Source organism: Pseudoteredinibacter isoporae (assembly GCF_011602085.1).
Taxonomy (GTDB): domain Bacteria; phylum Pseudomonadota; class Gammaproteobacteria; order Pseudomonadales; family Cellvibrionaceae; genus Pseudoteredinibacter; species Pseudoteredinibacter isoporae.
The window spans coordinates 1,274,248-1,291,288 of sequence record NZ_JAAONY010000002.1; the positions used below are offsets into that span (position 1 = coordinate 1,274,248).

A 17,041-nucleotide genomic window follows, 5' to 3' on the forward strand; every position below is an offset into this window, starting at 1 on the left:
CCAAACACAGGTATACTTTCAGCTATGAAGAATAAAATTCTTTGCTCGTTAACAACTTTTGCCGCCGTGCTGGGCGTGTTGTTTCTCGTGTTTTTCATTGTGATCCCCAAACTCACATTTGAAGAGATCACGCCTGTCTATTCTCAGAACTTCAAGAGCACCCTTGAAGTTAAATCTGTCCCCAAAAGTAAAGCTCAGGAAGCCTCTATTGTTGGTCAGGTAAAAACCAATAAGGGCCGCGCTGTTCCAGCCTTGATACGCCTTTACAACGCGCAAAGAACCCCACGAAAACTGGATATTGTGGCCCAAAGCTACACTGATATTGACGGTCGCTTCGAACTGAATCCCCCTCCCGGTGATTACCAGATTCTGATATACAAGGGGCCTGAATATGAATACTTCTTGCAACCTCTATCTGTGAGCGCAGAGCAATCGTTGGCTCTGGATGTATCGTTGTACGAATTACTGAATATGTCTGAGTTAGGTTGGTTTGCCGGTGATCCTCATCAACATTCTGCCTATGTCGATGGTGCTGATCCAATACCCGACCTGCTTATCAGCAACGCTGCCGTCGGGCTGCATTATTCGGTACAAACCGATCACAATGAGGTCGGTCAAAACAAAGTGGCAAAGGAGTTTCTACAATCGATAAAATTGCAGTCCAGTGAAGAACATCAGTATCTTTCCGTTGGTGGCGATGAAATTTCTACAACCATCGGTCATATGATTGCCTGGGAACCGAAGGATGAGCACGGCGATCATATTCATATTGATCACTCATCTCCTCATGCTCATGAACACATGGATTTGAAAAAACAGGCTCTCGACAGAATCATCAGTGATCTGGATCAGTATGCTCAGTTTTCTCAAATTAATCACCCAGGCGGCGGCACTCGTGCGTACGAAGCCTTTGGTGAAAAACGTGGCGATTCGTTCATGGATGTGGATTTTGACTGGGTTAAAAACCAGGACAGAATTCTGGCCTTTGATGCAACGGAGACCTGGAACGGCGGCTCCGGCTTTTTACGCACCATGTACTATTTCGGTTCCGAAGAAATTCAACCGTTTGAAGCTTATGAGCGCACGTTTCATGAATGGTATCGTCTGTTGAACACCGGGGTTCAATTTCCTTCCCTTGGGTCCAGTGACACCCATGACGCCAGCGCCGCAGGTGATCGTGCCAGATTTACCGAACTTGTTGAAGGCATCAAAGGCTTATTCGGAGGCTTTCTCCCCTATATGCCAGCAAAGCTTGTTTACACCTTAACAGGCAGTGTTGAAGCTGGATTAATGTATCCTCATATCGACTATATCGAGTATGCGCTGGAGGAAATTGCTCTTCTGCCCGGTTCGCCAAGAACCTATATCTATACGGGAGGAGAACTCAGCACCAAAGCGCTGACAGAGAACATTGACCACAGTTTTATCAGCAGCGGTCCATTGCTGTTCACAAAAGTTGCAGGCGCCATTCCGGGTGAAACCGCCAAGACAACTGGCGAAGACAAGGTTCATATTCATGCGGTTTCACATAAACCACTTCATAAGTTAATGATTATTGCAGACGGCGAGTTGATTCATGAAAAGTCCATTGCAGACGTTCTTGAGTATGAAGAAACCCTGAACCTGGATCTGTCAGGTAAGAAGTGGCTTATTGTTTATGTGGAAGGCAATAACAATTACGCTCATGCCTATACCAATCCAACCTATTTAAAGTGATCATCTTCTATCGGGCTTGCCATTCTGGTGGGCCCGAGTTTTTCCAAGCTTTATTCTTTGGGGAGCCAACTCCCTTCTATCAAAAATCTGCCTTGCAAGACCTCCTCTTACAAATCCACTTTTTCTCAACTCCTTTCCCTCAAGCCCATTTTCTAAAATTCTTCCTGCGCCAAACGGTTAACAGCAACTTTGTCATGCACTCATAGGCGGGCACAAAAAAACCACTCCGAAGAGTGGCTACAGACACACAGAAATTCAACCTGAACCACCCGGAGAGTGATGACCCAGGTTAAACCACTTTAGAAAGCCAAGGAGAAAGAGGCAACAATGTTTCGGCCGAAAATAGGACGGCCAGTAAAGTAACCCTGACTTTCCTGAGCTTGTAACAAGCCAACAATCGGCGCACCTTGAACCAGACCACTTTCATTTGTCAGGTTCTGAATATTAATATTTGCGGTAAGACTCTCATTCACGTACCAGATCGCACCGAGGCTCAACTGGAAGAAATCCGGCAGCTCTGCGGTATTGGCGTCATCCGCATAGCGTTTACCAGTGTATTCATATTCGGCGTGAATTCGAACCTTATCGTCAAACAAGTTCATACCTGGACGAATACTGACGATGGTGTTGGCCAAACGACGAGGCTGATTACCCTCAATGGTGAATCCAACCGTAGCCGGGCTCAAAGGACTTTGTTGGCCAGTCGATTTGTCGAACAAACGAGCATTGGCATACTCTGCATTTTGCAAGGTTGCTGTTACCGCTACATCAAACAAATCCACAGGTTGCCATTTGGCCTCCAGCTCCAATCCGGTTGTTTCTGCATCGGTGAATGCCAACAGCTCTACCAGGTTTCCATTGTCATCAAAGCTTCGGTCACCCAGGCCCAGATCCTGGAAGTTGTTGTAAAACAAGGTGGCAAATACGCCGAGCGTTTCACCTGAATATTTGTAACCAAACTCGGCTTGATCAATATCATTTCGAGGTTGGGATACCGGCGAGGTATTGTCAATATTACTCGGCAAAGTGAAGTTTTTGGTCAGTCGAGCAAACACACCGTTATTTTCATTGATGTCATAATTGGCACCAATCGACCAGCTGGTTCCGGAAACTGTGTGATCAATAGTATCGAACTTACCATTACCTAATGCCACAGCATCGTCGGCCAGCGTCGTCGGGTCACCCAGATCGAAGGTTTCCGATTGCTCTTTGCTACCACTTGCTGAGATTTCCTCATGGCGCAAACCGAAATCGATACGCAAACTATCCGTTACCTGCCACTCATCCGAGGCGTAGATTGCGTACGCGTCCAAATCCGTGCTGTAGTTGGTGTACCAAGCACCGTGCCCGATAACACCATTGTCGGTGAGCGAACCTACGACATTACCTTCTGCATCAACCGCATGCAGATCCAGACGGCGAGAATTATTTTGCACATCCAACAACAAAAAGCCCGGGCGAGTCAAACGATTAGACTGGGTGTACATGCTGTAAAAACCCAGACCTACGTTGTGAGTACTGCCCCCAATCTCAAATTCTTTACTCAAGCGGAAGTCGTTCACAAACTCTTCATGGGGCATAGTCACCGAAGGGATACCCATGGGCGTTACCAAACCATTGCCGTTGCTTGTTGGGGTGAACAAGCTGCCGTCACTTGAGTAGCGAAGCTCAACATCCACTGCCGTTGGGAATGCGGCCAGCAATCTGTCGCGGTTATTATTCATGTAATCGCTGCCCAGTTCCGGGTTACCCCAGAGGAAGCTGTTTTCACGACGAACAAAGGCATCGGTATAGCGGCTTTTGTTGGTCAAATAAATGCCGTTTTCAAACTCATACTCAAAGTTAAACGTCAGTTGAGTGATCTCCATCGTCGTGCCGCGATCATGACGATACTCGGTTACCTCACCATCTTTGCCTTTCAAATTGACCTGGGCAAAATCCAATCCACTTTGCGTATCGTAATTGGAATCAAAACCTACGACATCACCAATGCTGTTGCCGTTTTGAGCCAGGGGAATCCCCGATTGGAAATGGGTATTGTCGTCCAAACGGCGTAAGCCGATATCAAAACGACCCTGCTCGAATTCCTTGGACAATTTCAATCGGATCTGGCCACCCTTGTTTGCTTTAAATTGCGTATCACGAATACCATCGTCAACATTGTAGTGACCGCCAACGGCGATAAACCAATCGTCACTCAGAGGACCAGTATAAGAAAAATCCAATCGGCGAGTTCCATAATCACTCACGGTGGTTTTTATCAAGCCTTCCGATGTTTCTGTTCCGGTTTGAGTCAAAAAGTTGATATAACCCGCCGGGGAATTGGTGGCGTAAATTGCGCTCGGGCCACCGCGCACGGCTTCGACCCCAGCAATAGTGACATCGTGGCGCAAGAACTGATCGCCATTGAGCCAACCAATCGCAGGATCATGCAAAACCGGTAAGCCATCTTCATAAAGGTTGAGCGATTCGAAGCCATCGAGAGGAATACCGCGAGCACGGACATCCGAACTGCCATGGCCACCGCCGCTTTCGACCGATAAGCCAGGGACTGCTTTTAACAGATCAGGTAAGGTTCGTGGCGCGCGCTCGGCAATGGCATCCGGGTTTAAAGTTGTGATGGAATAGCTAACATCTTGCTTTCGCATACCGTCGGAATTGTTGTTACCGGTAACAACAATTTCTTCCAGTAAGCTGTCATCTGACGGATCGGTAGACGCGTCTTGCGCCAGGGCATTACCACCGCTGAAGGCGGCGCCAATTAACGCAAAAATAGCCGCCGAAAGTTTATTTTTCTTATACATTGATTCTCTCCCAATGGGTGGGGTTGTGCTTGTTATGGATAGCTGACCCCCCTTATCCACCTTGCCCGACAAACCCGTATTGGAGAGAAGAATTGATATTGCTTCTTCGACCGGATAATCACCAACCAATTTATTACTGCGCAGCCCCTGCAATTTATCGAAGGGTACAAACAAGGTTAAATTGGCCTGCTCGGCAAACTGGATCAACGCGAGATCAGCTGCTTGCTGAGGGATATCGAAGAAGACGGTATTTTTGGCGTTTGCTGCCATGGGTAATTTCAACAGCAGTATTGCTATGACAGTAATAAAATATGCCTTACCTCGCCCCTCGCACGAACGTTTATCGCTCGCACAAGAAGTTGACGACTCGGCATTTATTTTCCGCCATAAAAATTTTAGCATTTATATTTCATTTCTTATTCTAATATTGATAACACATAAATCCTGCCAGGCTGTGCGCACTTCCCTGCTATAGCTTTCCTCCGAGTAGCACCTGTTGATCCTGCATCTGATAACTGATGTTAAAGTTCTTTTGCAGCGTGGCCAGTAAACCCTCTACATCACCCGCTTTAAACAGACCCGCGACTCGAATCTTTTTAAGATCCTCGTCCAGGAAGACAAACTCAACTGGAGTATAACGACTCACCTCCGCAACCGCATCGGATAAGGACTCACCACGGAAAATCAGGTTACCTTTCTGCCAGGACAGTTTTACATTGATTTCATCGGTCTTAATTTTTTTAACCGTTTCCCGGTTATCTGATAACAGCAATTCCCCCTGAGAAACAGCGACTGCTTCATTCGCCTGTAACACTTCAGGCTCCAACCCAGGTTTTAATGTCTGCGGAGTGTGTACACCGACCAGAACCTTGCCCTCAGTAACCATCAGCTCTACTTTTTGCTCGCTGTTTAGTTCGATATTGAAAGCAGTCCCAACAGCTTGCACCAATTGATCTCCCGCCATCACCATGAGCGGTCTGGCCGTATCATGTGCCACCTGAATGTGAACTTCCCCCCGCTCAAGTTTCAAAAGGCGACGCTTTTTGGAAAACATCACCTGAATGCGGCTGTTGGTATTGAGCACTAATTCAGAACCGTCGCTGAGCCGAACCTTGGAATGCTCCCCCACAGCGGTTTCATATACATTTTTGGCCTCGGCACTCGCCACGGCCGGAGCATTTTCTATCGGCGAACTCAGCAGAGTAAATTGCCACACCCCCAACAACGCAAGCATCATTACCGTCGCGGCCAACGCTGGGCCATACCAAGAGGCCCTGGCCTTAGGTTGATCTTCGGGGAACAGATCGGAAAGGCGACTGAGCACATCAACCTTATCCCATAATCTAGCCAGTTTGAGAAACGTTGGGAGGTTTTCTGGCCCTTGGTCCAACCACAACTGTAGCTCTTCATGCTCCCTGGCGGTCAAACCTCGGTCGATGCGACTCAACCACAGACTGGCCTCGGCATAGCATGCGTCCAGCGTATTGATCTGTCGTACCTTGCTCATAGCTGACCCCCTTTGCCTTGTATCTGGGTAGACTTCCTATCCACCCGCCTTTGCTGCCCCGTTTTAATGTCCATAAATTGGGCACAACGCTGTATGCCCAGTGCAATGTGTTTTTCCACCGTGCTTTCACTCAAACCCAGCTCTTTCGCTATTTCTTTTTGTGAGTGGCCGTATACTTTTTTCAATATAAACGCCTTGCGGCATTGGACCGGCAGACGCCGGGTCGCTTCACAAAACAAAGCAAATTCTTCTTCCGACGCCGCTTGTTCATAAGTGCGGTCTGTTTGGCTGTGCTGGCTGTTCTGCAATTGCTGGAAGACCTCCTCTTCTTCCATGCTTAACGCCAATCTCGACTCGGCCCGCTTGATGTGGTCCAGGGCCAGATTTTTAGCAGTCTTGAACATAAACGACTGAGGAGCCTGGATATCATCCTTACACTTAACCTGGCACAAGCGCACATAGGTTTCCTGCACAATATCTTCAATATCCTTAGGTGGAGCAATGCGGGACACGACCCGCAATAGTTGCTCACGAATGGACAGGTATATTTCTGTATATCGATCGTTTAGTGACATGAATATTGCCTTAAATCTTTCCGTCAACCTGATACGACGAATCTTGTCGAAATTTCCCCCAGTTAAATTTCAACAATAGGCGTTTTTTGTCCCTAAGCGGGTCAATAGAGGGCTTCTATTCTGAACCAGGCCACAAAGTATGTCGCAGAAGTATAGAAGATGCCGTGAACATCCAAGCCAGAAATGGAAACAGGCGAATGAGAATGATTCGCCTGTTTGGCTACCCGTAAGCCTTATGCCTATAGAGGTCTATTGGCAATCAAAGCCCTCTAATAAATGAGTGATACGTTCAGACGGAACGGTTAGCACCGTACCGTGCCGAATCCCGCTCGGAAAGGAGGTTTGTTGAGAAATGTCTTGCCAATTGCGCAGATCTGTCGACTTCAAAGCACCGTAGCTTTTGTTGTCGTAAGCATCAAAATACAAAAGCCATTCCTCGCCAATTTTGTTGAGAGAGGCCCCTTCCACCCATAGGCCTTTCGGGGAAATGTCTTCTGTTGGCTCGCTCCAGGGCCCTTTGGGAGAATCTGAAAAATACAGTTGCAGGTATTTTCGGGCCACCGGCTTAAAGGTTTCATCTTTAATGACCATGGCGTATCGACCATCAACGACCTTCGCAATCATGGCATCAATAACGCTGTGCCCCTTATCAAAAAACAGATGACTCTCGGACCACTGCTTAAAATCTTTAGTGCTCACCATGTACTGTCGATGATCAAGGCCTTTTTTATCCGGGGCATTTTCACTGCTGCCGTCAGGAAATTTATCTCGTACTGTCGAGGCAAATACCACTTGATAATCTTGATTAAGATCATCATAAAAAATTTCCGGCGCCCAGGCATTCAGCGTGCTGGTTTCTTGTGCCATAACCGGCACCGAACTCACTCCTTGCCAATCCAGTAGGTTTTCTGAATGAGCTATTCCGAAATTATCCTTTTCCCACCAACCTGTTGTCCAAACCATATGAAATTGATTGTCTGGTCCTAACACCACAGAAGGATCTCGGGTTAATCCATCGCCCATGGAGGCCGGCGCCTTAAAGATCGGCTCATCCTTGTTCAGTGGGCAATATTTAAGCCCGTCGCGACTGGCGGCCAGATACACGCCATCCTGGCCATTGTCTCGAAAGAAGAAAAACAAATGCGTTTGCTGAGCTTTCACCTCCGACAGCGCCGCCTGTCCGCTCTCACACACCATGACACTCGCCGTTGCCAAAACCCATAGTGATAAAAATAATTTATCTACCTTCACATTCCACACCCTTTCAGGTCGAGGCTTAAGCGCCTGAATACGTAAACATTATTGAGATGAAAACTCGAACACGGTTTGACTGTAGAAGTCTTCTCCGGCCTTCAATACCGTTGAAGGGAAATTGGCTTGATTCGGGCTATCGGGGAAATGCTGAGTCTCCAGGCAAAAGCCGCCCCGATATTGATAGCTCACATCCCCTTTACCTTTGATGCTGCCGTCCAGAAAGTTGCCCGCGTAAAACTGCACACCGGGTTGATCCGTGTAAACTTTCAACTGCCGCCCTGATTCGGCGGCAATCACATGAGCGGCCAATTCGAGTTCACCAGACTCGGCGCGTCTATTCAGCACCCAATTGTGGTCATAGCCTTTGCCATAGAGAATCTGCTGGAACTGACTGTTAATGCCATTAGCGATGGGCTTCAGAATACGGAAGTCCATCGGTGTATCGTCAACCGCTGCGATCTCACCACTGGGAATCAACTGATCGTTCACGGGGGTATAGTGATCGGCATTGAGCATTAAGCGATGACTTCCGATATTACCCGCGTCATGCCCCTCAAGATTAAAATAACTGTGCTGGCTGACATTGAGCACAGTGTCGGCATCAGAGCTGGCCCAATATTCAACGCTGAGACGATTATCCTGATCCAAACGATAAAGCACACTTAGCTTTAAATTTCCCGGATACCCTTCGTCCCCATCTTTGCTGAACAAGCTTAGCTTGAGTCCCACACCTTTCTTGTCGCTAACGCTTTCGGCTTGCCATAAACGTTTGTCAAAGCCGATTTTGCCCCCGTGCAAGTGGTTTTCGCCGTTGTTTGTATACAAACGGTATTGTTTACCATTAAGGGTGAAGCTTCCTTTCGCGATTCGATTCGCATAGCGTCCAACAATTGCACCAAAATACGGCGAGTCCGTGAGATATTGCTGAGGAGTATCGAAACCCAATACGATATCGTCAATTTTTCCGGCGCTATCCGGAACCTTTAAACTCACAATCACTGCGCCGAGGTTCATGATCTCCACAGACATTCCCCGGCCATTGTCCAAGGTATATAACTGGACTTCGCGGCCACCGTCCAAATGCCCAAATACACTTTGCTTAATGGTCGGCATGGTTTTCGCCTCCACTGAATGGCTCAGTAAGATTATCAATACGCACAGTGTTTTTTTCATGAGTTTTAATTCCGGCATCTTCTCTTCGCTTGCTGACTTTAAGCGCTCTGCGAACCCATAATGTGAAATGTTTTTCAGGCACTAGGCTCGGCCGCCATCGACGATGATTTCTTGGCCGGTGATCATCCGTGATGCTGAAGACGCCAGGAACAAAGCGGCCTCAGCAATATCTTCACCGGAAATGGTATCCTTAATCGATTGCTGAGCCAGGCATTCTTCCAAAGCCTCTGGTGTTACCCAGAGTTCTTTTTGTCGCTTGGTCATCACCCAACCAGGGATGAGTGCATTCACTCGAATATTGTCAGGCCCCAACTCGGTTGCCAGAGCTCGGCTAAGCCCAACAATGCCGCCTTTGCTGGCAACATAAGCTGGATATCCGCCCAAACCCAAATTGAAGGAATTGGAACCCACATTGATAACACTGCCAGCACCACGCGCTCTCATTCCGGGCACCGCTGCTTGCGCACTGAAGTAATGAGGCCGGAGATTGGTATTCATCGCGTCATCCCACTGATCCGCTTGAAGGCTCTCAACGTCGTGGCGGGTATCACGAGCGGCATTATTGATCAGGATATCAATCGCCCCATGATGTTCGATAAAAGCAGCCATTGCAGCTTTTAAGGCATCTACATCGCGAATATCACAAGCCTGATAAAAAGGTCTGCGGCCGTATTTCTGCTCAACACCGTCACAAAGTTTATTGGCTGGATCTTGACTCAGGGAAACAAAACCGACGTCAGCGCCTTGCGCGATAAACGCCGTCACGAAATAAGCACCAATGCCCGAACCACCCCCGGTGATAAAAACCTTTTTGCCTTTTAGATCAGCATAACTGGGCCAACGGTAATGGGAATCCGCCTGTAATAGCTCTGCGCTGTCAAAATCAAGTTCTGTGGCCTGGCTCATTCTTTCTCCATAATCAAGCTGCTTGAGCAGCCCACTTGCTTTTAGATTATTTATAATATAATTGAAAAATTGGACTTTCAAGCCGTGGGCTCAACAATCTTGGGGGCGATTGGCCTTAAACGTGAAAAATAGAGGCCTGAACTGCCTAAGGAATCAGTTATTCGTCCAAATTGTTATCAATAAGCTCGAGCACTTCATTGATAATGGCGCGCGTGCGGCGTCGGGCCAGATTAGCATCGCCGGATTTGATGGCCTGATAGATTTTTCGGTGGGCGGAGATATCAGCAATGCTAACCCCCTTGATTTGATTGGTATAACGTATGCTCACCCGCAATGCGGTTTCAACAAAAGGCTTAAACTGCATTAAAAAGCGATTTCGGCTCGACAGCAATACACTGATGTGAAAATCGATATCCGATTCCAGAGCGTCATCCAAACCGGCTTCTGCATCTTCCATACGCTCCAGAGCAGCTGAAATCAGGGGCGCTTCCTGCCCGAGATCCGCGACCAGCGCTGCCGCCTCAGGTTCGATGGCCAAGCGCATCTGGGTAAACTCGCGCAATAGTTGCAATGAGGGCTTGCTGCTGAGAATCCAATCAAGTACATCACGATCGAACATATTCCACTGAGCTTCCGGCATAACCCGAATGCCCTGCCGAGGTCGGGAGGATAACAGCCCTTTCGCAGTCAGCATTTTAACCGCCTCACGCGTGGCGCTGCGACTCACGCCAAAGTTTTCACACAGCTCCGCTTCGGAAGGCAAACCATCACCAACACCGTATTGACCACTGACAATAGACTTCCCTAAATCGTAAACCATTTGCTGGGTTAAATTGCGGTTCTTGTCCATATTACAGCGGCGTCCCAATATCGATCTTTGACATTAAAGATTTATATTATAATTGCTTGAAGTATCGATACAAGCGCCCTTCGGAGCTGCACCGGCACTATAAGCCAACCCCGTTGTGGAATATGAGCCTATCGTGCCTCTGGCGAGACACCTCCACCTGTTTTTACCACGCATTTCCCGGCATGAATTCTGTCGAAGCTCTTGCGGGCCACTGAATTACTCTCTTCCCAAATGCCCACCTAAGCCCCCAAATCATCATTTAAGCCGCCGTTACGTTCAGCTCAAAAGTCAATATCTCATTTATCATACAAATTATTTATTGAATGATTTATAATATTATTCATAATTATCGACTCCTCTATGTATAAGGTAACTCGCAAAGCAATGGGCGATCATAAAGACAAAGCACTACGTAGCCACCACAGCTATGGAAAACTCGATAAAGATGGATTTATTCACCGCAGCTGGATGAAATCACAGGGCTATCCGGATGACGCCTTCGACGGCCGCCCGGTCATTGGGATTTGTAATACCTGGTCGGAAATCACGCCCTGCAATTCACACCTCCGCGACATTGCAGAATATGTAAAACGCGGTGTTTGGGAGGCCGGTGGATTGCCGTTGGAATTCCCGGCCATGAGTCTCGGTGAAACCCAAATGCGACCAACCGCAATGTTGTTTCGCAACTTGCTGGCGATGGAAGTCGAAGAATCCATTCGCGGGAACCCTATCGACGGTGTTGTCTTACTGGGTGGTTGCGACAAAACAACCCCCGGTCAACTCATGGGCGCAGCCAGTGTTGATCTACCAACTCTGGTCATTTCTTCCGGGCCAATGCTCAACGGAAAATTTCGTGGTGAAGATATCGGTTCGGGAACCGATGTCTGGAAATTCAGCGAGGCGGTACGCGCAGGCCGCATGAGCATGGATCAATTTATTGCTGCCGAGAATGGCATGTCGCGTAGCCCGGGAACCTGCATGACCATGGGCAGCGCCTCTACATTTGCTTGCTTAATGGAGGCTATGGGCATGTCCTTGCCTGGCAACGCCACTTTTCCCGGTGTTGCTGCTGCCAGGAGATCCATGTCTCACCATTCCGGCCGCGTCATTGTTGATATGGTCAAAAAAGATCGCCGCCTATCCACAATTTTGGATCGCAAAAGTTTTGAAAACGCGATTCGTATTCACGCCGCGATTGGCGGCTCAACAAACTCCGTGATCCACCTGCAAGCATTGGCTGGACGTTTGGGGGTTGAGCTGAATCTTCAAGACTTCGACGAACTGAGTCGCGACGTTCCTCTGCTTGTGGATATTCAACCCTCAGGCCAATACCTGATGGAAGACTTTAATTATGCCGGCGGTGTGCCCGCCCTGATCAATGACCTGCAAGATATATTGCACCTGGATGCCAACACCATAACTGGCGAACCCTTAGGTACCGATCTGGAAAAAAACGAGTGCTTTAACCGCGAAGTAATTCGCACGCGTGATAATCCTGTAAAACCCGTTTCCGGAACCTGGAAACTCAGTGGCAATCTCTGTCCGGGTGGCGCCGTTATCAAACCTAATGCGGCCAGCCCTGAACTGCTCAATCACACGGGCAAAGCAGTTGTATTTGAAAACATCGAAGATTTTAAAGCACGCATTGACGATCCTGATTTGGATGTCGATAAAAACTCCATCCTGGTGTTAAAAGGTTGCGGCCCCAAAGGTTATCCAGGCATGCCTGAAGTCGGCAATATGCCCTTACCGGCAAAACTGCTGGAACAGGGCGTAGAGGATATGGTGCGCATCTCAGATGCTCGTATGAGCGGAACCGCTTTTGGCACGGTGATTTTGCATGTGTCTCCGGAATCTGAAGCGGGCGGTCCTCTTGCGCTGGTTAAAAACGGAGACATCATCGAGTTCAAAGGCGATCAACGCAGCCTTAATTTGATGGTCAGCGACGAGGAACTGGCCAAACGCGCGGAATCTTTCGCACCTCAGGAAGCCGGCAAATACACTCGCGGCTACTACAAATTATACATCGACCACGTGCAGCAAGCCGATCAAGGAGCCGATCTGGATTTTCTGGTTGGCAGCAGCGGTTCCATTGTTGAGCGGGAGTCCCATTAATGTCTGCCCGTTATTTCATTGCCGGCGACTGGGGGACCAGCAATCTGCGCCTGTTTCTGGTCGATTTGCAAAACGACGACGCTGAACAAGCTTATCTCGATAAAAGAAACGGCCCAGGCATTGCCGAGCTTAAACCGGGTGAAGCCGAACAATGTTTGAGCCAATTGACCGCCAGCTGGCGGGAACAGTATGGGCCCATTCCAATTATTCTCGCGGGCATGATTGGCTCCAGCATTGGCTGGCATGAAGTACCCTATGTCGTGTGCCCTGTCGGCCCGGACGATCTGTTGAATTTGTGCAAGATCTTTGAGTGGAATCAACATCGTATTCATATCCTTCCAGGCCTAAGTTGTATTAACGCGCAGAATGCCCCGGATGTGATGCGCGGAGAGGAGATCCAAATATTTGGCCTGCTGGCATTACACTCTCGACTCAGTCAATCAGAGCAACTGTTTTGTCTACCCGGCACCCATAATAAATGGGCAACCATCAGACATGGAAAAGTTCATCACTTCAATACCGCCCTGGCGGGTGAGCTTTATGATGTATTGAGCAATCACAGCATCCTCTGTCGCGAGAGCAAGCATGAGCAAGGGCACGATGCGAGAGCCTTTGAACAAGGGTTAATGCAAGCGAAAAAGCATCACCAACACGGTTTATTACAGCAGTTATTTGAAACTCGCAGCCGCCAGCTCAGTGGTGAATTTAGCCCCGACGATGCCAGCAGTTATCTGTCGGGTTTGATCATTGGAGCCGATGTTCAAGGCGCTCTGGGCCATCAGCACACACCAAAAACCCTTCATATTATTGGTGACGATCATCTCAGTCTGCGCTACAAAAAAGCCGTCGAGATCTATCAGTTGGATTGCCAACACCACTCCGGAGAAGCCGCAGTGCTATCTGGGTTACAGCTTATGTATTCACTACTTCCGGAGTCGTAATTTCAAATGTACAGCATTCATCAAGATCCACTTCCACAAGTTGCCATTTTACGCGGCGTGACCCCCGACGAAATTGTCGAGTTGGCAAGCGCCCTATATGAGCAGGGCTTTCGAATTATCGAAGTACCTCTGAATTCCCCCGAGCCGATCGAAAGTATTCGTCGACTGTGTGATGCGCTCGGGGATAAATGTTTATGTGGTGCAGGAACTGTCACTCATGTTGAACAAGTAGAGGAAGTTTATGCCGTCGGTGGTCGTTTAATTGTGTCTCCGAATGTCAACACAGAGGTGATTAAAAAATCATTGGAATTGAATATGGTGTCCATGCCGGGTTTCGCCACAGCCAGTGAAGCCTATGAGGCTTACTACGCCGGCGCCCGCTACCTGAAACTGTTTCCCGCAGCCAGCTACGGACTGGGCCACGTAAAAGCTCTACGTTCTATTTTGCCTAATGACGCAAAACTGTTAGCCGTAGGGGGTGCCACTCCCGACAATGCTGGAGATTGGTTTAGTGCGGGTGCGGATGGATTGGGTATTGGCAGTGATCTCTACAAACCCGGCATCGCACTTGATAAACTCATCGCCAAGGCGAAACGATTCCAACAACTTAAAAAATAACAACAGGAATGTTTTAGCATGAACCTAGCCGCTATTGATCTTGCCATAATCGGCCTATACGCCCTGTTCATCGTCGGTCTCGCTCAATGGGTCTCGCGAGAAAAGGACGGCCATGAAAAAAACGCTGACGATTATTTTCTCGCCAGCAAATCCTTACCCTGGTGGGCTGTCGGCGCATCACTCATTGCAGCGAACATTTCCGCCGAGCAAATTATTGGAATGTCGGGCTCTGGTTATGCCCTGGGCCTGGCCATTGCATCTTACGAATGGATGTCTGCCCTGACACTGATCATTGTTGGCAAATACTTCCTACCTATTTTTCTGGAGCGTGGCATATACACCATGCCGCAGTTTCTGGAACAACGTTACGATCACTCGGTGAGAATGGTCATGGCGGTATTTTGGCTGGCCCTGTACGTCGTCGTAAATCTGACCGCCATTCTCTGGCTGGGCTCTCTCGCCATTAACACGGTGACCGGTCTGGATTTGGTGTATGGCTTGTTAATTTTGGGCATTCTTGCAACCCTTTACTCTCTTTACGGAGGCTTAAAAGCGATCGCGCTTACCGATATCGTACAGGTTGTTCTATTGGTGTTCGGTGGCTTGATGATCAGTTATCTGGCCTTGGATAAAGTTGCCGATGGCGCCGGTGCCTGGGCAGGTTTTGTAAACCTCAGCCAGCAACTGCCTGAGAAGTTTGACATGATTCTCTCCCCGGAGAATCCCTTTTACAAAGACCTGCCTGGAATCTCCGTACTCATTGGAGGCATGTGGATTATGAACCTCTCTTATTGGGGTTTTAATCAGTACATCATTCAACGAGCATTGGCTGCGGAGAATACACAAGAAGCGCAAAAAGGCATTATTCTCGCAGCATTTTTGAAACTTCTTATGCCCTTGATTGTAGTGGTACCCGGTATCGCTGCGGTGGTTCTCAGCCCAGGTCTGTCCTCACCTGATCAGGCCTATCCAGAGATGATCAAACTGGTTCCTGCTGGCCTCAAAGGCTTGGTGTTCGCCGCTCTGATTGCGGCTATCCTTTCGTCTCTGGGTTCAATGATGAATTCCATATCCACGATTTTCACAATGGATATCTATCGCCATTTTCGGCCACAAACTTCAAACACCAAGCTGGTGAACATTGGTCGAATGGTTGCCCTGAGTTCCATTACAATCGCGATGATTATTGCCAAACCCCTGCTCGGAAACTTCGGCCAGGCCTTTCAGTTTATCCAGGAATTCACCGGCTTTTTCACACCCGGCATTGTGGTATTGTTTTTATTGGGTATGTTCTGGCGCAAAACCACTGCCAAAGCAGCACTCGCAGCGGCGATTGCTTCTTTTGTGCTCTCATTGGCAGCTCGCCTGTTCTGGCCGGAACTGCCCTTTATGGATCGTGTTGGTCTGGTCTTCATTGCGTGCACAGGAATTGCCGTTGTTATCTCCCTGATGTCATCCCAGGCAGCATCAGCAAAAGCTGTCGTGCTGAGCGATATTAACTTCCGTACAGAACGCAGCTTTAATATTGCCGCCATCGCCGTGATACTCGTTCTGGCGGCCTTGTATTCCACATGGTGGTAAGTATGAATATTTCCGCAATCGACCAAATCGTTGTTGCCAACACACTCGGTGAATGTGTGCTCTGGTGCGAACAACAGCAATGCTTGTGGTGGACTGATATTCAGGAAAGTACACTGTATCGGCTTAGCTGGCCAGGCAAAAAATTGCAGTGTTTTGAAACTCCCGAGCGTCTATGTGCCTTTGCATTCACCGAGGAAGAGGCCGTTTTTATCGCGGCATTTGAAACCGGTTTTGCATCGTACAACTGGCAAACCGGAGAAGTGGACTGGTTGCATCGCTTATTCGACAAAGGCAGTGGTATCCGCCTCAACGATGGCCGAATGGATGGCGATGGCCGCTTCTGGTGTGGTGCAATGATTGAAGCTAATCATAAAAACTTCACTGAAGGCGCCAGTTTGTACAGCCTGGAAAGCAACGGCGAATTAATTCAGCATTTTTCAAGAATTGATATTTCTAACGGCATCTGCACGAGCCCGGATAACACAGAGTTCTATTTCGCCGACTCCGTAAAACGCAGTATTCATCGTTTTGATCTGGATAAGGGGCAACTGACAAATCCCCGGCAGATTGTCAGCACCGAAGAAGGCGCCAGCCCGGACGGTTCCGTTACCGATAAGGACGGCATTCTCTGGAACGCTCAATGGGGGACTGGCAAGCTGCTGGCCTACAACCGGGACGGAAAAATATTACTGGAACGCCAGTGCCCGGTCAGCCAGATGACTTGCTTGTGTTTTGGTGGGCCAAATATGGATCTTATTTTTGCCACATCGGCACACGATGGGCTCAACAATCAGCAGTTAAATCAGGAACAGGGAGCCGGAGATCTGTTTGTATTTAAAAGCAGCAGCCAAGGCCAGCTCAGCCACCGCTTCAGACTGAAAGCCCTACGCTCTCAATGACTCGCTATGAGTCTCATTACGGTCCCCTGTGAGACTCTCTTCGCCATACTCTGATGTGTATGGCTTTTTTTCTTACAAGAAAATGCACCCTTCAAAGAAATT

The 17,041-nt window shown here is 48.5% G+C and carries 13 protein-coding genes; 6 read left to right on the forward strand and 7 right to left on the reverse strand.

Features of this window, described 5'->3' with window-relative positions:
• The first annotated feature begins 24 nt into the window (after positions 1-24).
• Complete coding sequence (locus G8768_RS14095) at positions 25-1,716, forward strand: CehA/McbA family metallohydrolase domain-containing protein (RefSeq protein ID WP_166845640.1); 1,692 nt, start codon at positions 25-27, stop codon at positions 1,714-1,716.
• Between the two features lie 299 nt (positions 1,717-2,015).
• Here G8768_RS14095 and G8768_RS14100 read toward each other — a convergent pair whose 3' ends face one another.
• The 7 genes from G8768_RS14100 to G8768_RS14130 all read right to left on the reverse strand — a co-directional run bounded on the left by G8768_RS14100 (position 2,016) and on the right by G8768_RS14130 (position 10,785).
• Complete coding sequence (locus tag G8768_RS14100) at positions 2,016-4,790, reverse strand: TonB-dependent receptor (protein WP_166845638.1); 2,775 nt, start codon at positions 4,788-4,790, stop codon at positions 2,016-2,018.
• Between the two features lie 199 nt (positions 4,791-4,989).
• Entirely contained in the window at positions 4,990-6,027 is a 1,038-nt protein-coding gene (locus tag G8768_RS14105) for a FecR family protein (protein ID WP_166845636.1), read from the reverse strand.
• Positions 6,024-6,602: an RNA polymerase sigma factor gene (locus G8768_RS14110; protein ID WP_166845634.1), complete on the reverse strand. Its 579-nt coding sequence runs from the start codon at positions 6,600-6,602 to the stop codon at positions 6,024-6,026. Before G8768_RS14110 ends, G8768_RS14105 begins: the two co-directional genes overlap by 4 nt.
• Positions 6,603-6,851: 249 nt before the next feature.
• A complete protein-coding gene (locus tag G8768_RS14115; protein ID WP_166845632.1) occupies positions 6,852-7,853 on the reverse strand; it encodes a glycoside hydrolase family 43 protein in 1,002 nt (333 codons plus the stop codon).
• A 48-nt stretch (positions 7,854-7,901) separates the two neighbouring features.
• The gene (locus G8768_RS14120; RefSeq protein WP_208020180.1) at positions 7,902-8,969 is read right to left on the reverse strand and encodes an aldose epimerase family protein; all 1,068 of its coding nucleotides are present in this window, start codon (positions 8,967-8,969) and stop codon (positions 7,902-7,904) included.
• A gap of 141 nt (positions 8,970-9,110) precedes the next feature.
• Entirely contained in the window at positions 9,111-9,935 is an 825-nt protein-coding gene (locus tag G8768_RS14125) for an SDR family NAD(P)-dependent oxidoreductase (protein ID WP_166845628.1), read from the reverse strand.
• 157 nt (positions 9,936-10,092) lie between these two features.
• The gene (locus G8768_RS14130) at positions 10,093-10,785 is read right to left on the reverse strand and encodes a FadR/GntR family transcriptional regulator (RefSeq protein ID WP_166845626.1); all 693 of its coding nucleotides are present in this window, start codon (positions 10,783-10,785) and stop codon (positions 10,093-10,095) included.
• A 360-nt stretch (positions 10,786-11,145) separates the two neighbouring features.
• On the opposite strand from G8768_RS14130, the gene G8768_RS14135 reads away from it, so the two are divergent.
• The 5 genes from G8768_RS14135 to G8768_RS14155 are packed head-to-tail and all read left to right on the forward strand — an operon-like array spanning position 11,146 to position 16,939.
• Entirely contained in the window at positions 11,146-12,900 is a 1,755-nt protein-coding gene (locus tag G8768_RS14135; protein WP_243749500.1) for an IlvD/Edd family dehydratase, read from the forward strand.
• Complete coding sequence (locus G8768_RS14140; RefSeq protein ID WP_166845624.1) at positions 12,900-13,841, forward strand: 2-dehydro-3-deoxygalactonokinase; 942 nt, start codon at positions 12,900-12,902, stop codon at positions 13,839-13,841. The genes G8768_RS14135 and G8768_RS14140 overlap by 1 nt, the downstream gene beginning before the upstream one ends.
• Before the next feature lie 6 nt (positions 13,842-13,847).
• Positions 13,848-14,459 carry a 2-dehydro-3-deoxy-6-phosphogalactonate aldolase gene (locus G8768_RS14145; protein WP_166845622.1) on the forward strand — a complete coding sequence of 204 codons (612 nt, stop codon included), beginning with the start codon at positions 13,848-13,850 and terminating at the stop codon, positions 14,457-14,459.
• 18 nt (positions 14,460-14,477) lie between these two features.
• Positions 14,478-16,040 (forward strand): sodium/sugar symporter, encoded by a 1,563-nt coding sequence (locus G8768_RS14150; RefSeq protein WP_166845620.1) that lies wholly within the window; start codon positions 14,478-14,480, stop codon positions 16,038-16,040.
• A 2-nt stretch (positions 16,041-16,042) separates the two neighbouring features.
• Positions 16,043-16,939 carry an SMP-30/gluconolactonase/LRE family protein gene (locus G8768_RS14155; RefSeq protein WP_166845618.1) on the forward strand — a complete coding sequence of 299 codons (897 nt, stop codon included), beginning with the start codon at positions 16,043-16,045 and terminating at the stop codon, positions 16,937-16,939.
• Positions 16,940-17,041: the final 102 nt, after the last annotated feature.